Annotated in this window: 21 protein-coding genes and 1 riboswitch; all 21 genes read right to left on the bottom strand. The window is 51.0% G+C overall.

Annotated elements, in window-relative coordinates:
- The 21 genes from VF724_RS12740 to VF724_RS12840 all read right to left on the bottom strand — a co-directional run bounded on the left by VF724_RS12740 (window position 1) and on the right by VF724_RS12840 (window position 16,455).
- Window positions 1-750 (bottom strand): NADH-quinone oxidoreductase subunit C, encoded by a 750-nt coding sequence (locus VF724_RS12740; protein ID WP_371754634.1) that lies wholly within the window; start codon window positions 748-750, stop codon window positions 1-3.
- On the bottom strand, window positions 747-1,265 hold the full coding sequence (locus tag VF724_RS12745; protein ID WP_371754635.1) for a NuoB/complex I 20 kDa subunit family protein: 519 nt from the start codon (window positions 1,263-1,265) through the stop codon (window positions 747-749). The genes VF724_RS12740 and VF724_RS12745 overlap by 4 nt, the downstream gene beginning before the upstream one ends.
- Window positions 1,250-1,621 carry an NADH-quinone oxidoreductase subunit A gene (locus VF724_RS12750; protein WP_371754636.1) on the bottom strand — a complete coding sequence of 124 codons (372 nt, stop codon included), beginning with the start codon at window positions 1,619-1,621 and terminating at the stop codon, window positions 1,250-1,252. The genes VF724_RS12745 and VF724_RS12750 overlap by 16 nt, the downstream gene beginning before the upstream one ends.
- Window positions 1,622-1,758: 137 nt before the next feature.
- Window positions 1,759-2,163 (bottom strand): F0F1 ATP synthase subunit epsilon, encoded by a 405-nt coding sequence (locus tag VF724_RS12755; RefSeq protein ID WP_371754637.1) that lies wholly within the window; start codon window positions 2,161-2,163, stop codon window positions 1,759-1,761.
- Window positions 2,164-2,239: 76 nt separating this feature from the next.
- Entirely contained in the window at window positions 2,240-3,637 is a 1,398-nt protein-coding gene (gene atpD, locus VF724_RS12760) for a F0F1 ATP synthase subunit beta (RefSeq protein WP_371754638.1), read from the bottom strand.
- Between the two features lie 47 nt (window positions 3,638-3,684).
- Window positions 3,685-4,545, bottom strand: coding sequence for an ATP synthase F1 subunit gamma (atpG, locus tag VF724_RS12765; protein ID WP_371754639.1), 861 nt, complete (start codon window positions 4,543-4,545; stop codon window positions 3,685-3,687).
- An 81-nt stretch (window positions 4,546-4,626) separates the two neighbouring features.
- Complete coding sequence (gene atpA / locus VF724_RS12770; RefSeq protein ID WP_371754640.1) at window positions 4,627-6,141, bottom strand: F0F1 ATP synthase subunit alpha; 1,515 nt, start codon at window positions 6,139-6,141, stop codon at window positions 4,627-4,629.
- Window positions 6,142-6,147: 6 nt separating this feature from the next.
- Entirely contained in the window at window positions 6,148-6,690 is a 543-nt protein-coding gene (locus tag VF724_RS12775; protein ID WP_371754641.1) for a F0F1 ATP synthase subunit delta, read from the bottom strand.
- Window positions 6,687-7,190 carry a F0F1 ATP synthase subunit B gene (gene atpF, locus VF724_RS12780; RefSeq protein WP_371754642.1) on the bottom strand — a complete coding sequence of 168 codons (504 nt, stop codon included), beginning with the start codon at window positions 7,188-7,190 and terminating at the stop codon, window positions 6,687-6,689. Before atpF ends, VF724_RS12775 begins: the two co-directional genes overlap by 4 nt.
- Before the next feature lie 118 nt (window positions 7,191-7,308).
- On the bottom strand, window positions 7,309-7,533 hold the full coding sequence (gene atpE / locus VF724_RS12785) for a F0F1 ATP synthase subunit C (protein WP_371754643.1): 225 nt from the start codon (window positions 7,531-7,533) through the stop codon (window positions 7,309-7,311).
- 76 nt (window positions 7,534-7,609) lie between these two features.
- Complete coding sequence (atpB, locus tag VF724_RS12790) at window positions 7,610-8,404, bottom strand: F0F1 ATP synthase subunit A (RefSeq protein WP_371754644.1); 795 nt, start codon at window positions 8,402-8,404, stop codon at window positions 7,610-7,612.
- 3 nt (window positions 8,405-8,407) lie between these two features.
- Window positions 8,408-8,812, bottom strand: coding sequence for an ATP synthase subunit I (locus VF724_RS12795; RefSeq protein ID WP_371754645.1), 405 nt, complete (start codon window positions 8,810-8,812; stop codon window positions 8,408-8,410).
- The gene (locus VF724_RS12800; protein WP_371754646.1) at window positions 8,813-9,031 is read right to left on the bottom strand and encodes an AtpZ/AtpI family protein; all 219 of its coding nucleotides are present in this window, start codon (window positions 9,029-9,031) and stop codon (window positions 8,813-8,815) included.
- A 321-nt stretch (window positions 9,032-9,352) separates the two neighbouring features.
- Window positions 9,353-10,504, bottom strand: a complete 1,152-nt coding sequence (gene wecB, locus VF724_RS12805) for a non-hydrolyzing UDP-N-acetylglucosamine 2-epimerase (RefSeq protein WP_371754647.1) — start codon at window positions 10,502-10,504, stop codon at window positions 9,353-9,355.
- 112 nt (window positions 10,505-10,616) lie between these two features.
- Window positions 10,617-11,255 (bottom strand): uracil phosphoribosyltransferase, encoded by a 639-nt coding sequence (gene upp / locus VF724_RS12810; protein WP_371754648.1) that lies wholly within the window; start codon window positions 11,253-11,255, stop codon window positions 10,617-10,619.
- A 149-nt stretch (window positions 11,256-11,404) separates the two neighbouring features.
- Window positions 11,405-12,652, bottom strand: coding sequence for a serine hydroxymethyltransferase (gene glyA / locus VF724_RS12815; protein WP_371754649.1), 1,248 nt, complete (start codon window positions 12,650-12,652; stop codon window positions 11,405-11,407).
- Between the two features lie 50 nt (window positions 12,653-12,702).
- Window positions 12,703-13,290 (bottom strand): TIGR01440 family protein, encoded by a 588-nt coding sequence (locus VF724_RS12820; protein WP_371754650.1) that lies wholly within the window; start codon window positions 13,288-13,290, stop codon window positions 12,703-12,705.
- Window positions 13,291-13,353: 63 nt separating this feature from the next.
- Window positions 13,354-13,812, bottom strand: a complete 459-nt coding sequence (rpiB, locus tag VF724_RS12825; RefSeq protein ID WP_371754651.1) for a ribose 5-phosphate isomerase B — start codon at window positions 13,810-13,812, stop codon at window positions 13,354-13,356.
- 98 nt (window positions 13,813-13,910) lie between these two features.
- Window positions 13,911-13,991: riboswitch (ZMP/ZTP riboswitch) on the bottom strand.
- Between the two features lie 65 nt (window positions 13,992-14,056).
- The gene (locus VF724_RS12830) at window positions 14,057-14,644 is read right to left on the bottom strand and encodes a low molecular weight protein arginine phosphatase (RefSeq protein WP_371754652.1); all 588 of its coding nucleotides are present in this window, start codon (window positions 14,642-14,644) and stop codon (window positions 14,057-14,059) included.
- A gap of 56 nt (window positions 14,645-14,700) precedes the next feature.
- Complete coding sequence (locus VF724_RS12835; protein WP_371754653.1) at window positions 14,701-15,261, bottom strand: manganese efflux pump MntP; 561 nt, start codon at window positions 15,259-15,261, stop codon at window positions 14,701-14,703.
- 63 nt (window positions 15,262-15,324) lie between these two features.
- Window positions 15,325-16,455, bottom strand: a complete 1,131-nt coding sequence (locus tag VF724_RS12840) for an L-threonylcarbamoyladenylate synthase (RefSeq protein ID WP_371754654.1) — start codon at window positions 16,453-16,455, stop codon at window positions 15,325-15,327.
- Window positions 16,456-16,465: the final 10 nt, after the last annotated feature.

Genomic DNA, 16,465 nt, shown 5'->3' on the forward strand with positions numbered 1-16,465 from the left:
TTACACCTCCGGGTCGATGGGTATATAATCCTTACGCAAAGGATGCCCTACCCAATCATCGGGCATCATGATTCTTCGCAAATCCGGATGCCCCGTAAAAACGATGCCCAACAGATCGTAGATTTCCCTCTCGTTCCAGTTGGCCGTGCTCCAAGCATCCACTGCGGAAGGAATCGACGGCTGATCTCGATCGGTTTTGATTTTGACGCAAAATTCCTGCTTTGTGGACAGCGAAACCAGATGATACGCGACTTCCAAGTGACTTTCCTGATCAGTGCCGGATACATTCCGCAGATAATTCAGCTGCAACTCTTCATGGTCTTTTAATAAAGCAGCACATTCCGTCCAGAATTGAGGTTTTATAATAAGATAAGGAAGATCTCGGTCACGCTCATTGATAAAAGCCTCCTCCACGGCTGCTTCAGAAATGTTTTCTTTAATCAGCTGCACCGCCCGATCCAGCCTTGGCTGGTTACGTGACGGCTCTTTCGGCTTCTCTTCCGAAGGCTCCGCGGCTTCCTGCTTGGCTGCCCGCGCTTTGGCCCGTTCTTCCCGAGCCTTCGCAGCGGCTTTGGCCTTCTCTTCCTTCTCCTGCTGCTCCTGCAATTCGGCCGCCGGAGGATCAGAGGGCTCGGAAGTTGTTTGCACCTTCGGATCGGCTGCTTGTATCTGTTCTATCCTCTCAACGGTTTCTTCCGAAGGAGTCGATTTTCCGTCGATATTGTCGATTTTTTTATTCTCATCACTCATACGTTCGTCACCCGCTTACCGGTTTTGGCCTCGTATCGGATTTTCTCCTGAAGCTTGTTGATCCCGTAAATCAATGCCGCGGGATTGGGCGGACAGCCCGGTATATACACATCCACAGGAACGATCTGATCTACGCCCTTCACGACCGAATAAGATCTGACATACGGTCCCCCGGCAGTTGCGCAGGAACCCATGGCAATTACCCATTTCGGTTCCGGCATCTGGTCGTACAGCCTTCTCAGCAGCGGCCCCATCTTCTTTGTCACCGTACCGGCAACGATCATGACATCGGACTGGCGGGGCGACGTCCGAAAAATAACGCCAAAGCGGTCCAAATCGTAGTGAGAAGCACCGGTTCCCATCATTTCAATGGCACAGCAAGCCAACCCGAAGGTAAGAGGCCACAAGGAATTGCTTCTCGCCCAACCCTTGATCTGCTCCAGGGTTCCCAGAAAAACGTTCCTCTGCAGTTCTTCCCGCTCTTCAGGCGTTACCGATCCTAAATCGAATTCCATTGCAGCACCTTCTTTTTCCAAGCATATAATAAGCCTACGATTAACAAGGAGACGAAAATGAGCATCTCGATTAATGCAAATAGACCCAAATGGCGGTATGCGACCGCCCAGGGATACAAGAATACAGTCTCCACATCAAAAACGACAAACATCAGCGCAAACAGATAATAGCGGATATTAAACCTGACATGACTTTCTCCCATCGGTTCATTCCCGCTTTCATAGGTTGTCGCTTTTTCGCTGTTCGGTTTGTTCGGACGCAGAAAACGTCCCAATGTCAGGGCTGCAATCGGCAAAAATATGGCCAATGCCAAAAAGATGGCGACGATCACGTAATTGTTCAAATACGAGTCCATCATACCCTCCCTATAGATTTTTCGACATTTATGAAAATACTGCTCCGAGCACTTCCATAATTATAGCAAAACAGACACAAAAAACAAGAAGCAAGGGAATTCATCGAGTTTCCCCCCTGCTTCTTTTATTCTTCAAATCATATGCTTTTTCCGCTGGCTTTAATCCGGGTCAACGCTTTTTGCAGAGCGATTTCCGCTCTGCGGTAATCCAAATCTTCCTGCTTGGCGGAAAGACGATTCTCAGCCCGCTCTTTTGCAGCCAGCGCGCGCTGAACGTCAATTTCCTCAGGAAGTTCGGCTGTTTCCGCGAGAATAACGACGCGGTCCTTGCGCACTTCCATAAAGCCCCCGTGTACGGCGATCAGTTCTTCGCCATTCTCTCTTTTCGCTTTTACCGTTGCGATTTTAAGCGGAGTGACAAGCGGAATGTGGTTTGCCAGAATACCCATTTCGCCGGCTACTCCTTTGGCGACCACCATTTCGGCTTCCTTCTCGTATACTTTTCGTTCCGGAGTTACGATTTCCAGGATAAAACTGCTCATTGTCATACCTCCATTGAGCTTTCCGGATTTCTAACCGCAGAAAACCCTCTTCACTTCGGAGTCAGGCTGCTGCCTGCTACAACGTCTTCGCTTTCTCAACGGCTTCTTCAATCGTTCCAACATACATGAATGCCGCTTCCGGAAGGTTGTCGTGCTTGCCTTCAAGAATTTCTTTGAAGCTGCGAACCGTTTCTTTAACCGGAACGTAGACACCTTTGATGCCCGTAAATTGCTCGGCGACGTGGAACGGCTGCGATAAGAAACGTTCGATTTTTCTGGCGCGCTGAACCGTCAGTTTGTCTTCGTCGGACAGCTCATCCATACCCAGGATGGCAATGATATCCTGCAATTCTTTATAACGCTGAAGAATTCTTTTCACACCTTGCGCAACTTGATAATGATCATCCCCGACGATCTCGGGGGTAAGGATCCTTGAAGAGGACGCAAGCGGGTCTACCGCCGGGAAAATCCCCAGCTCGGCAATCCGGCGTTCAAGGTTGGTCGTTGCATCCAAATGCGCAAACGTCGTTGCTGGTGCAGGGTCGGTGTAATCGTCCGCAGGCACATAGATCGCTTGGATCGAGGTAACCGAGCCTTTTTTCGTGGAAGTAATCCGTTCCTGCAGCTGACCCATTTCCGTTGCCAGCGTCGGCTGATAACCAACCGCTGAAGGCATCCGTCCCAACAGAGCGGAAACCTCCGAACCAGCTTGGGTAAAGCGGAAGATGTTGTCGATAAACAGCAGCACGTCTTTTCCTTCATGGTCGCGATAATATTCGGCCATCGTCAATCCGGTCAAAGCAACGCGCTGACGCGCACCCGGCGGTTCGTTCATCTGTCCGAACACCATTGTCGTTTTCGAGATAACGCCGGAGTCTTTCATTTCATGATACAGGTCATTTCCTTCACGGGTTCTTTCTCCAACGCCCGCGAATACGGAAATTCCGCCGTGTTCCTGTGCGATGTTATTGATCAATTCTTGAATGGTAACGGTCTTACCTACACCCGCACCGCCGAACAATCCGATTTTACCGCCCTTCGCATACGGTGCGATCAGGTCGATAACTTTAATTCCGGTTTCCAGAATTTCCTGCTCCACCGATAATTCCTCAAAGGAAGGAGCCGGTCTGTGAATCGGTTGATACATTTCCGTTTGAATAGGTCCCTGCTTGTCGATCGGCTCACCCAGCACGTTCAGTACACGGCCCAATGCCGCATTGCCGACCGGAACGGATATCGGCTTGCCTGTATCCAGGGCATCGACACCGCGAACAAGTCCGTCTGTAGAGGACATGGCGACACAGCGAGCGACGTTGTCACCCAGATGCACGGCCACTTCCAATGTCAGATTGATTTCGCGAGGACCCGAGTTGTCCTGAATGGTGATCGCATTTAAGATGTCGGGAAGCTGGCCACGCTCGAATTCAATGTCGACGACCGGCCCCGTTACCGATAAAACGCGTCCTTTGTTCATTTTGCAACCTCCTACCTTTTTCTCATAGAGAACTGTTCATGAAGCGCTTATTCCAAAGCGTTCGCGCCGGCGACAATTTCGGAAATTTCCTGCGTGATCGCTGCTTGACGCGCGCGGTTGTAAATCAGCGTATATTTGTTAATCATTTCCGTCGCGTTCTTTGTCGCATTGCCCATCGCCGTCATCTTTGCCCCAAATTCGCTGGCCTTGCCTTCCAATACCGCACTGTAGATCAAAGTTTCCGCATACTGCGGCAATAGTGTTTCGAGAACGCCTTCCGGAGAGGGTTCATACTCGTAGTTCGATTTTACGCCTTCCTCAGCCATATCGGCCAACGGCAGCAAACGGGTCTCAACCGGAGTTTGCGAAATTGCGCTGTTGAATTTGTTGTAAAGCAAGTACAACTCATCATAGGCGCCTTCTGCAAATTTCTTAACAGCCGATGCAGCTATCGATTTAATATCCGAGAATTTAGGCGAATCGGACAGGCCGGTTACCTCTTCAACGATCGGCAATTCTCTTCTCTTGCAGTAATCGCGGCCTTTTCTGCCGATAACGAACAGGACATACTCATCCTTCGACTTATGCCGGGACTGAATCGTATCCGTCAGTTTCCGGAGCAAATTTGCATTGTATCCCCCGACAAGACCCTTGTCGGAGGTGACAATCAAATAACCGGTCTTTTTGATTTCCCGCTTCTCCAGCATGGGGTGCTTGACACCCTTGGAGCCGGAAGCAATACTGGTAACGACTTCTTTCATCTTATCCGAGTAAGGACGGGCAGATTCGGCAGCCTGCTGCGCTCTTCTCAGCTTCGAAGCGGCGACCATTTCCATGGCCTTGGTAATCTGCCTGGTGTCCTTGATGCTTTTGATTTGACGCTTGATATCGCGTATTCCTTTTGCCACGTTTTTCACCACCTTAAGGTGTAAACAAAATTTATCCGGATCGGCTTTATAAACAAAGCCAGCCTTATTTATCTCGATCCGTTATACGGATGCCGCAAAGGTTTTCTTGAATTTCCCGATCGAATCCTGCAGCGCTTTCTCGTTATCGGCTGTGATCTCTTTCGCTTCGGCAATCGATTTAAGGATTTCCGGATGATTAGACTCCAGATAAGAATGGAATTCTTTCTCGAAACGCTGAATGTCTTTCAGTTCGATTTCGTCAAGGAATCCTTTGATCGCCAAGTAAATGCTGACAACCTGTTTTTCGACAGGCATCGGCTGGTTGACGCCCTGCTTCAGAATTTCCATGGTGCGCGCTCCGCGGTTCAAACGGGCTTGGGTGGCTTTATCCAAATCAGAACCGAACTGCGCGAATGCCGCCAACTCACGATACTGGGCAAGATCGAGCTTCAGCGTACCGGCAACTTTCTTCATCGCTTTGATTTGCGCGGCGCTGCCAACCCGGGATACGGAAATCCCGACGTTAACGGCAGGTCGCTGTCCGGAGTAGAACAAGTCGGACTCCAGGAAGATCTGGCCGTCGGTAATTGAAATAACGTTCGTCGGAATATAGGCGGAAACGTCGCCAGCCTGAGTCTCGATAAACGGAAGTGCCGTCAAGGAGCCTCCGCCCAGTTCGTCATTAAGCTTCGCCGCGCGCTCCAGCAAGCGGGAGTGCAGATAGAATACGTCACCGGGATATGCTTCGCGGCCCGGAGGACGTCTCAGCAGCAGGGAAAGCTCGCGGTATGCCGCAGCTTGTTTGGTCAGGTCGTCATATACAACCAGCACGTGTTTGCCTTGATACATGAAATGCTCGCCCATCGAGCAGCCTGAATATGGAGCCAGGAACAGCAGCGGCGCCGGCTCGGATGCACTGGCCGTAACCACGATCGTGTAATCAAGAGCGCCGTGTTTGCGGAGCGTCTCCACGACGTGAGCGACGGTGGACTGCTTCTGTCCGATGGCTACATAAATACAAATCATGCCATTGCCTTTTTGGTTGATGATCGTGTCGATCGCAATAGCCGTTTTACCGGTTTGGCGGTCTCCGATAATCAATTCGCGCTGTCCGCGGCCGATCGGAATCATTGAATCGATCGCTTTAATACCGGTCTGCATCGGCTCGAATACGGATTTCCGGTCAATGACGCCAGGCGCTTGAGATTCAACAGGACGGAATTGGGTTGTTTCGATCGGGCCTTTACCGTCCACAGGCTGTCCCAGCGGGTTAACGACGCGGCCCAGCAGAGCTTCGCCAACCGGAACCTCCATAATGCGGCCGGTACGTTTGACTTGGTCGCCTTCACGGATATCCGTATACGGACCCATGATAACGATACCCACATTGTCTTCCTCAAGGTTCAGGGCCATGCCCATAACACCGTTGGAGAACTCCAACAGCTCACCGGCCATCACTTTGTCCAGGCCGTGCGCGCGGGCAATACCGTCACCGATTTGAATAACGGTACCCACTTCGGAAACTTCGATTTCGGTTTTATATTGCTCAATTTGCTGTTTGATCAGCGTGCTGATTTCTTCAGGTCTGATACTCAAGGAACTTCACCCCTGTCTATAGAGCTTGTGCTTGAATTTGGACAACTTGTTTTTAACGCTGCCATCATATAAACGATCATCAATACGAACAATCAGTCCTCCGATAATCGAAGGATCCACGACATTCGCCACTCGCAAGGTCTTCTTGATTTTCTCTCCGAATTGAGCGCCGACTTCATTGAGTTCTTCACTATTGAGAGGAACCGCGGAGACGAAGGTGGCTTCGGCGATATTCCGCGCTTCATTGGCCATCTTGACAAACTCTTGAACCATTGCGGACAAAATATTTTCTCTCCGACGGTCAAGCAGCAATAACAGCAGAGAAAAAACCTGCTCCGTAATTTTCCCGGAAAAAATGTTGGACATCTTTTCTTTTTTTATTTTCGTATCAATTTGCGGATGGAGAAGGAAATTATGAAATTCTGGAGAATCCTCGATCGCTTGATTGACGACTTTCAGATCGGCTTCCACGGCGTCGAGAGCATTGTGCTCTTGCGCCAATTCAAATAATGCCCGGGCATACCGTCTGGCGATGACTCCTTCGCTCATAATTGACCCTCCACTTGCTTGAGGAAATCGTCAATCATCTTTTGCTGCTGAGCCGCATTCAATTCTTTTTCAAGAATTTTCGATGCCAGCATCACCGACAGGTTTCCGACTTGATCGCGCAATTCGGCGATCGCTTTAACCTTCTCGTTCTCAATTTCAGCCGTGGCCTCTTGAATGATTCTTTCCGCACGCTGCTGAGCAGCCTTGAGGATTTCCGACGCTTCGCGCTCTTTTTGCGCTTTGGCGCTTTCAATCAAATCATAGGCTTCTTTCTTGGCATCGGCCAAAATTTTCTTTTGCTCTTCAACCAGGCGATAAGCTTCATCACGAGTTTGTTCGGCACTGGAAATCTGGTTCTCAATATATGCCTGACGGTCATTCATGATTTTCATGGCCGGCTTCATTGCGAAAACGCGCACAAGCCAGAGCAGGATCAAGAAAGCGATAAGTTGGACTAGCATCGTACCTAGTTCAAGGTGCAACGATCCAAGTGAAATCAATGTGTTTCACTCCTTTTCATACACAATATCTGCAGATCTGACGACGGTATCCTACGAATCAATGTGTTCTCGCAAGAAAGGCGAGAGGTTTTCCCTCGCCTATGAAAATATAACCAGATTAAGCTAGCGCTCTACCCATGAGCATGAATCCGATAACGACTGCGATAATCGGCAGTGCGTCGACAAGACCGACACCGAGGAACATAAGACCCATTAAGCTGGAACGAAGCTCAGGCTGACGAGCAGTCCCCTCAATCGTACGACCGACAATCAGACCCATACCAATACCGGAACCGATCGCCGCCAAACCAAACACGATACCCATTGCAATTGCGAAATCCATAACTTGTTTACCTCCTTGATAAAATGGCTGAATAGCGGGCTGATGCCCAATCTTGGAAAATTGTATTTCTTCAGGGTCAGTGCGCTTCGTGAGTGTGAACTCTATGCGCAATGTAGACCATGGTCAACATGGTAAAGATGAATGCTTGAATCGATCCTACGAATATGGAGTACCCGAGCCAAGCAATCAACGGCAAGGACAGTATGTACGAGATACCGCCTGCCTGAATCGAAGGAACAAGCACCCATATGAGCACTTCACCCGCAAAAATATTACCGAATAACCGCAAAGGGAAGGACAGGAATTTGGACAGCTCTTCAATAATATTCAAGGGAAGCAAAGCCCAGTGGGGCTGGAAATAACTTTTCACGTATTTACCCGCGCCCTGCCTCAAGCCCAGCCAATGCGTATACAGCAGCACCATGATCGCCAAAGCAAACGGTATGCTGACGGTAGCCGTAGGGGATTTCCACCAAGATACCGACACCCCTTCTTGACCGGCCGATTTGGCGTGCTGCAGCAATTCCGCAGTGACACCAATCGATTCATTGGGAGCAGTTTGTACGGTTACTACATTGAAAAGCAAACCAAGCTGATTTGCAATGAAAACATACAAAAACAAGGTCAAACCCAAAGTGACGAATCGCTCCGCAGTTCCCGCATCCATGCTTTGTTTGGCAATACCCCTGACAAATTCAATTACCCATTCCAGAAAATTCTGCATTCCTTTGGGCGTTCTGCTGGTCAGGTTGCGGGTTGCAAAAAAGATGATCAAAAAGACGATTACGCTTGCCACAAGGGTCATGAGAATTGTAGAAACATCAAACACCAAGCCAAATGCCGTAAATGACGGCGACAAATGTTCTTCCATAGCCTATTTTTCACCCCTTTCCGCCGTAGTACGATCCTTTTTGAGATAATAAATGAAAGCCAAGAGCAAAGATAAAACGGTTAATGACGATAAACCCAGAATCACCCCTGCTGGATGAAAAAAGGCGGGATACTTGAAGGCGGTAAATCCTGCAAAGCCGGCCAGCAAAAATCTTTGAAGCAAGCCCGTGCCCGGTCTCCTGCTTCTTTGCTTCAGCGCATATTCGCCGGTATGAACCGTTTTGACAGCGAGGATCAAACCATTCAACACACTAAAAACCGCACCCAAAATATAGCCTCCGGCAAATGGACGGTATGCGGGAAACAGAAACCAAATCATACATGCAATTAGTAAAAACATGAACGATACAAAAAAGATAGAACGAACATAGGGCTGAAAAGACAGCATTTAATCCTCTCCAAAAAACACTTTGATCATCTTTACGATCGAGAAGACGCCTGCAATCAAACCGGTCAAAACGCCTATGATCAGAAATGCCGGTTCGCTGTTCAGCCGATTGTCCAAATTCCGTCCGAGCCAAAATCCACCGAGCATCATTAACGATAAATCCAGCCCGATAAAGCCGACAAATCCGGCTGCTTTCCAAGGGTTGTTGGATTTGCTCAATGAATAGCCTCCCATACAAATTATGACAATCTTTGTCCTAATTTATACATTCACATCGCGGGGCGAAGCGCCGTAAAATAACGAATGCTTATAAAGAGCATAAGAAAGAATTAGCCGTTCAATCCATGTCTTATCTTATCGAAACGTATATCTTTTGTCAACGCATGAAATGTTAACGATTTTATGAACAAATAACGTTCGGTTATAATTTACAACAGCCTTCTTTCCTCAGATCATCGCCCAACTCGGGTAATGGAACGGCGGTCACGGTTCGGCAATTTCCAGACACTGAGAATATTTTCGTGGCATGGTGTGCATTTCTCAATGCGCTTCGGGTTTAAAAGGGGCCGGAGGTCTCGGATGAATTCCGAAATGATACAGGATCGCATCGGCGATTCTTTGAGCGGCTTTTCCGTCTCCATAAGGATTGGCGGCTCTCGACATCGCTTCATAGGCGGTTTGGTCGGTCAGCAGCCGGCGGCCCTCCGAATAAATCATCGATTTATCCGTGCCCACCAGTTTCAACGTTCCGGCCTCCAATCCCTCCGGCCGTTCGGTTGTGTCCCGAAGCACCAGCACCGGCTTGCCGAAGGCGGGAGCCTCCTCCTGTATCCCCCCCGAATCCGTCAGTATCATGTAGGCGCGGGCAATAAAGTTGTGCGCTTCGATCACATCGACAGGATCGATGAGGAATATGCGGTCATGGCCGCCCAAAATTTCCCGCGCAGCTTCCTGTACCACAGGATTCAGATGCACGGGATACACCGCGAACACATCCGGATGGTCATCCACCAACCGACGGATGGCCCGAAACATCCGGTGCATCGGTTCCCCCAGATTTTCTCTTCGATGCGCCGTTACAAACAGCATTCTGCCGTTTCCCGCCTGACGCAGTATCGGATGCTGAAAATCCTTACGGTAGGTGGTCTTCAAGGCATCCACCACCGTGTTGCCGGTAATGAAAATACGGTTCTCCGGTTTATGTTCAAGCTTCAAATTATTGGCGGACCAATCGGTCGGCGCAAAATGGAGATCGGCGATCACCCCCGTCAGCTGCCGGTTCAATTCCTCCGGAAACGGGGAATACTTGTCCCATGTCCGAAGACCGGCTTCGACATGTCCGACCGGAATTTGATGATAATACGCTGCCAGACTGGCCACAAATGTGGTCAACGTATCTCCGTGAACCAACACCAGGTCCGGACGCTCCTGCCCAAACACGCCGGCCAATCCTTCCAAAGCCCGGACGGTCGTATCCGTCAAGGTTTGCTTTTCGCGCATAATATTCAAATCGTAATCCGGCGTGATCTTGAAGATATCCAGCACCTGATCGAGCATCTGGCGATGCTGAGCGGTCACGCATATTTTGCTTTCAATATGTTCATCGCGTCGCTGCAATTCCTGAATCAGCGGGGCCATCTTGATTGCTTCCGGCCTCACTCCGAAAATGGTCATGACTTTTAACTTGCCCATGAGTTGTGTCCTCCCAGCATTCTTACGGCTCACGCTGAAAATAGTTTCACTTTTGGCGGCAAAGCATCAAGCGGTTTAATTGATCTTTGCGTCCAATTTAATGGAAGTTCTTTCATCGCGATGCCTTGGTTCCAAACAACCGGTCCCCGGCATCGCCAAGCCCCGGCACAATATATCCGTGCTCGTTCAGCCGCTGATCAACCGCAGCCGTATAAATATCGACATCCGGATGCTCGGCCCTGATATACTCCAGACCTTTGGGCGCCGCGATCAGGCACATCAATTTGATCTTTGTGCAGCCGTGTTTCTTGAGTATGGCGATCGCCGCCGCAGCCGATCCTCCCGTAGCAAGCATAGGATCAATCACGATAAGCTCGCGCTCGTGGACATCCGCCGGAAGTTTTACATAATATTCCACGGGCTGAAGAGTCGAGGGATCGCGATACAGTCCGATATGCCCCACCTCCGCAGCGGGAATCAGCTTCAAAATTCCGTCCACCATGCCTAGTCCGGCCCGCAGGATCGGGATCAGGCCAAGCATCCGTCCGGAGATGATCTTGCCTTTTGCGACGGCCACCGGTGTCTGCACATGCTTATCTTCCAAAGGAAGCTCCCGGGTAATTTCGTAAGCCATCAGAGTGGCCACTTCGTCCACCAGCTCGCGAAACTCCTTCACATTCGTCTGAACATCCCTGATGAAAGTCAGTTTGTGCTGGATTAAAGGATGGTCGCAAATGACTACCTTCCCCACTAACATCCCCTCTTTGTCCGTAAAGAATATTCACGTGAAAAACCGTGATTATTATATCATTCATCCCGTCGTAAAAAAAGAACCGGCGGAAAACCGCCGATTTTTTTCTACTATATATATAAGCAAAATAATGTTAAATTTACCCAGCCTCAGTAGGACAAGCCCGCATAAATCGGGAAACGTTCGGTCAGCTCTTTCACCATGCCCCGGGCTTTGTCCTGAACGGACGAATCGCTCGGATGCTTCAAAGTCATGGCAATCACTTCGGCAATGGTTTTCATTTCGCCGCTGCCCATTCCGCGTGTCGTCACGGCAGGAGTCCCGATCCGGATGCCGCTGGTGACAAAGGGGCTGGTCGGATCAAACGGAATCGCATTTTTATTGACGGTAATTTTGACTTGATCCAGCAAATGCTCGGCATCTTTACCGGTAATGTTCAAATTTCGGGTATCGATCAGCATCAGGTGGTTGTCTGTACCGCCGGAAACGATGTTCAGACCTGCGGCATTCAATTCCTCTGCCAGTGTTTTTGCATTGTTGACCACATTCTGCGAATAGGTCTTGAACTCCGGCTGGAGCGCTTCACCGAAAGCTACCGCTTTGGCCGCGATGACATGCATCAGGGGACCGCCCTGTGTTCCGGGGAACACGGCTTTATCGATCGCATGCGCCCAAGGTTTCCGGCACAAAATCATCCCGCCCCGCGGTCCGCGCAAAGTCTTGTGTGTAGTCGTCGTGACAAAATGGGCATGAGGCACCGGATTGGGATGCAGACCTGCAGCAACCAAACCGGCAATATGCGCCATATCGACCATCAGCAGCGCCCCGACGTCATTGGCGATTTGGCCGAGCGCTTCAAAATCGATCGTTCTCGGGTAGGCGCTCGCCCCCGCCACGATCAACCGCGGTCTATGTTTGAAGGCCAGCTTTCGCACTTCGTCATAATCGATCATGAACGTATCTTCCCGTACGCCATAAGCCACAAAGTTATAAAAGAGTCCCGAAGCGTTGACCGGACTGCCGTGCGTCAGATGTCCCCCGTGGGCCAGGTTCATGCCCAATACCGTATCGCCTGGATTCAAAGCGGCAAGATACACCGCCAGATTGGCCTGTGCGCCGGAATGAGGCTGTACGTTGGCATGGTCCGCTCCAAACAGCTGCTTGGCCCGATCCCTGGCAATATCCTCAACGATATCGACGTATTCGCATCCGCCGTAATAACGTTTTCCGGGGTAGCCTTCCGCATATTTGTTGGTCAGCACCGTGCCCATGGCTTCCATAACCGCCCGGCTTACGATGTTCTCCGATGCGATAAGCTCAATATTATCCTGCTGGCGCTGCAATTCCAGTCCCATCGCCTTCATGATTTCCGGATCCGACTTGCGCAAATGTTCCATATCTATTCCTCCTCCAAGATGCATAAATTCATGTATTTTTCGGGAATTCCTCAACAGCTTCCCGATTGCGGCTCCGTCGCCTGCTGCTCCAGCGTATACACCGCTCTGGGCCCGCCGATCAGCTTCGGTCTTGTATATGCCGCAATCACGCTGGCCAAACCGATCTGCCGTATGCTTGGACGAAAGGGCACGGCCACCCTCCGCAGATGCATTCCGATCAAAGTTTCCCCGATATCGATACCGGCATGCGCCTGGATCGTCTCGACCAGACAGGGGTCCTGCATGTGACGGTAGGCATAGGCTGCCATGGCTCCGCCCGCTTTCGGCACGGGAACGGCGGAAACCTGTTCAAGCAGAGGATAATGACGAATGAGTTCTTTCTCAACAACCAATGCCCGGTTGAGATGCTCGCAGCATTGAAAGGCGGTAAAAATCCCGAGCTCCCGGCGCAGTGATTCCACAGCCAGAAAAATCTGCTCAGCCGCTTCCTCCGTACCTGAGGTGCCGATATGCCTGCCGACGATTTCACTGGTACTGCAGCCGATCACCAGGATCTGCCCCTTCACCAGATTGCCCGCTTCAGCCAGTTCCCTGCCAATGGTTTCGACAGCTCCCGCGATTGCCTTCATATCCGTCATAAACCGCTCACCTTCTTGAAAATTATCTTCCAATAAAAACAAATTCAATGGGTGTCGTTTCAATTAGGGATGGAGCGAATATTCATCTTCCATGGTCTTGATTTTTTTCAAACGCTTGACGTGGCGTTCTCCTTCGGAAAATTCCGTTTCCAGCCATACTCTGACAATTTCCTGCGCCAAGCCGGGACCGATAACCCGCTCTCCCATCGCCAGCACATTGGAATCGTTATGCTCACGGGTTGCTTTAGCCGAAAACATGTCATGCACCAGCGCGCAGCGTATGCCGGGCACCTTATTGGCCGCAATGCTCATGCCGATGCCCGTTCCGCAGATCACAATTCCCCTGTCGGCTTCGCCGGCCACGACTTTCCGGCAAACCGGCAGAGCGTAGTCCGGGTAATCCACCGAATCCGAACAATCGCAGCCGACATCCTCAACATCATGCCCCAACGACTGAACAAAGCTTTTGATTTCTTCCTTCAACCGATATCCTCCGTGGTCGGATCCCAAGGCAATTTTCATTCTCCACTCGCTCCTTTCACCCAGTCAACATTAGTATACCCTTTTACGCACAATAAGAAAAAAGAGCATGAATGCGGATACCTCGCGCACATTCGTTGCTCTTTTGCCCAGGCGACCGGCCGTATTCCCCGATGCTCCATTGTGGTTGTTCCCACTTGTCGCCAGTCACATCGCGGTCATGGATTTTCAATCCCATCATATCTTATTGATCCGTAGGTTGTAAAGCCCGAAATCACCTTGATGTTCATTGCAAGGAAGCGTTCCGCAGCTTGAAGATCAATTTCTTCAGCGCCGACTCGATCTCATCCGCAGCCGCCTGATATTCCGCCAACGCCCCTCCGAACGGATCGGCAATATCCACATCCGGGATCAATGCCGATAATTCCGCCAGCCGCTTCCGATCGGTTTCGGAGATGTCCTGGGACAACGACTTTTTGATCTGCCAATCGGACAGCAGCTTCTGCTGTTCGGCAATCGCTCCGAGAATTTTGACGTCGTCCTCCGCATACTCTTTCAGCGTAAAGGTTTTGTCTAAGGAATCGGGAAACCGCCGGATAACCGTCTGCTTATGATCGGTGGTCATCGTCAAAATCAAATCGGCCCACTCCACCCATTCCTGGCCGAGCGGGGTCGAGATCAGCTTGTCCGCAATTCCTTTTTTCCGCAGCACCTCCAACGAATTGCCGGAAATCGGCATGTTGACCGCCGCCATCAATCCAGCCGAGCGCACTTCCAGTTCAAGACCCTGCTCCCCGGCCAATTTCCTCAGCATGGCTTCCGCCATGGGACTGCGGCAAGTATTGCCCGTACAGACAAAAAGAATATGCTTCATCAGCTTTCACCCCCATTCAGGCACCTTTTAGCCTACATTTTACCGCAAAAACCCGGTCACATCAAAAATTTGATGCCGAATGCCAGCAGTATGATACCTCCGAAAGCTTCTCCGTATTCACCCACCCAATAGCCAATTTTCCGCCCGAGCAGAAGTCCAAGCACCGACATGACCCCGCCGACGGCGCCGAACAGCAGAATCGTCAGCACGATATCGGAAGCGAACAATCCCATTGAAATGCCGACGGAAAAAGAGTCGATGCTGACCATGAGTGAAAAAACCGTCAATCCCCATGCGGAACGGTGATCGAAAGAGCTGGCCGTTTCTCCCCGCAGAGAGCTGTAAATCATATGGCCGCCCAAAATAATAAGAAGCCCTCCGCCGGTAACTGCTGCGACGCTTCCCAGCAAAGTGCTTGCATAATGGCCTGCAAACATGCCCATCAATGGCATAATAATATGAAATACGGCGATGACCGCACTAATCTTCAGAATATCCGACAGCCGGATCCCCTTGAGTCCGAGACCGATTCCCAAAGAAAAAGCATCCATTCCCAAAGCGATCGCCAGCAGCAGTATGGTTAGAAACTGTCCCAATTGCACGTTAACGGCCGACATCCAGATCCCCCTCGTGTCCATCTATTCTGTTACAAAGAATATGCGGACAATCCCGGAAAAATGTTAAATATGTATCAATCGGCCTCCTGCCGCTTTGTGCAAACGGTTCATCACCGCCAACCCCAATCCGTCCTCTCTGAAGCCTTCGGCTAAAATATAGGACACTCCTTCCCGGTCAAACTCCCGCAGCGCGTCATAGAGAAGCTTTCCCGCGGAGGACAGATCGTCCTGCGAGCCGCAGGACAGCACAACATCCGCACGATAGTACGGCAGATGCTCCTCGAATGCAAGGATTCCCGTCTTTTCTCCCTTAGCTTTTGCCTCGTCAATGCGCTCTTGAATATACGCGCTAACCTTCTGCGGATTGTCTCCCTGCACAATACTGAGCATACCCTTGGGAGCATAATGCCTGTACTTCATGCCGGGCGATCGGGGCGTTGGTCCGCCAGCTTCTTTCACACCGTCGAACGATGATGCCGCGTCGGAGGAATCCCCCCCGGTCGATTGCAAGGAAGCATCAAGCTCTACCGCCAGCCCCAAACGCCGGATATCCTCTGGAGTAATGCCGCCGGGCCGCAAAATCCACACTTTTCCATCCGCCCACTCGACTACGGTCGACTCGAGGCCGACTCCGGAATGGCCGCCATCCAGAATTCCGTCGATTCTTCCGTCCAGATCATTGCGCACATGCTCAGCCGCAGTCGGGCTTGGCTTTCCCGAGCGGTTGGCGCTGGGCGCCGCCACCGGGCATCCCGCCGCGCGAATCAAATGCAGCGCCAGCGGATGATCGGGCATCCGCACCGCGATGGTGGATAGACCGGCGGTCACACGGGGCGAAACCGCACCCGGTCTGACGGGCAGAACCAAGGTCAGCGGGCCCGGCCAGAATGCCTCGATCAGTTGTTTCACAGGTGCGTCGTATTCCAGCACCAAGTCGTCCAATTGTCCGGGATCGGCAATATGGACGATCAGCGGATTATCCGACGGTCTGCCCTTGGCTTGGAAAATTTTCTCCACCGCTTCAGTCGAAAGGGCATTAGCGCCCAGTCCGTAAACCGTCTCTGTCGGGAAGGCCACCAGCCTCCCGCTGCGCAAATACTCCGCGGCTTCAAGGATTGCCGGATCGAAAGCCTCCGCATTGGGGCTAGCTTTCCAATATTTTGTCTGCATCGTTTCCATCCCTTGTTCCGTCATTCCTTCGCGT

It is taken from the genome of Ferviditalea candida, assembly GCF_035282765.1.
Taxonomy (GTDB): domain Bacteria; phylum Bacillota; class Bacilli; order Paenibacillales; family KCTC-25726; genus Ferviditalea; species Ferviditalea candida.

Coding starts and splice junctions, on each gene's coding strand:
- VF724_RS12740 (WP_371754634.1), bottom strand. CDS start 750: ATGAGTGATGAGAATAAAAAAATCGACAATATCGACGGAAAATCGACT.
- VF724_RS12745 (WP_371754635.1), bottom strand. CDS start 1,265: ATGGAATTCGATTTAGGATCGGTAACGCCTGAAGAGCGGGAAGAACTG.
- VF724_RS12750 (WP_371754636.1), bottom strand. CDS start 1,621: ATGGACTCGTATTTGAACAATTACGTGATCGTCGCCATCTTTTTGGCA.
- VF724_RS12755 (WP_371754637.1), bottom strand. CDS start 2,163: ATGAGCAGTTTTATCCTGGAAATCGTAACTCCGGAACGAAAAGTATAC.
- atpD (WP_371754638.1), bottom strand. CDS start 3,637: ATGAACAAAGGACGCGTTTTATCGGTAACGGGGCCGGTCGTCGACATT.
- VF724_RS12775 (WP_371754641.1), bottom strand. CDS start 6,690: ATGAGCGAAGGAGTCATCGCCAGACGGTATGCCCGGGCATTATTTGAA.
- atpE (WP_371754643.1), bottom strand. CDS start 7,533: ATGGATTTCGCAATTGCAATGGGTATCGTGTTTGGTTTGGCGGCGATC.
- atpB (WP_371754644.1), bottom strand. CDS start 8,404: ATGGAAGAACATTTGTCGCCGTCATTTACGGCATTTGGCTTGGTGTTT.
- VF724_RS12795 (WP_371754645.1), bottom strand. CDS start 8,812: ATGCTGTCTTTTCAGCCCTATGTTCGTTCTATCTTTTTTGTATCGTTC.
- wecB (WP_371754647.1), bottom strand. CDS start 10,504: ATGGGCAAGTTAAAAGTCATGACCATTTTCGGAGTGAGGCCGGAAGCA.
- glyA (WP_371754649.1), bottom strand. CDS start 12,652: ATGGAACATTTGCGCAAGTCGGATCCGGAAATCATGAAGGCGATGGGA.
- VF724_RS12820 (WP_371754650.1), bottom strand. CDS start 13,290: ATGACGGATATGAAGGCAATCGCGGGAGCTGTCGAAACCATTGGCAGG.
- rpiB (WP_371754651.1), bottom strand. CDS start 13,812: ATGAAAATTGCCTTGGGATCCGACCACGGAGGATATCGGTTGAAGGAA.
- VF724_RS12830 (WP_371754652.1), bottom strand. CDS start 14,644: ATGAAGCATATTCTTTTTGTCTGTACGGGCAATACTTGCCGCAGTCCC.
- VF724_RS12835 (WP_371754653.1), bottom strand. CDS start 15,261: ATGTCGGCCGTTAACGTGCAATTGGGACAGTTTCTAACCATACTGCTG.
- VF724_RS12840 (WP_371754654.1), bottom strand. CDS start 16,455: ATGACGGAACAAGGGATGGAAACGATGCAGACAAAATATTGGAAAGCT.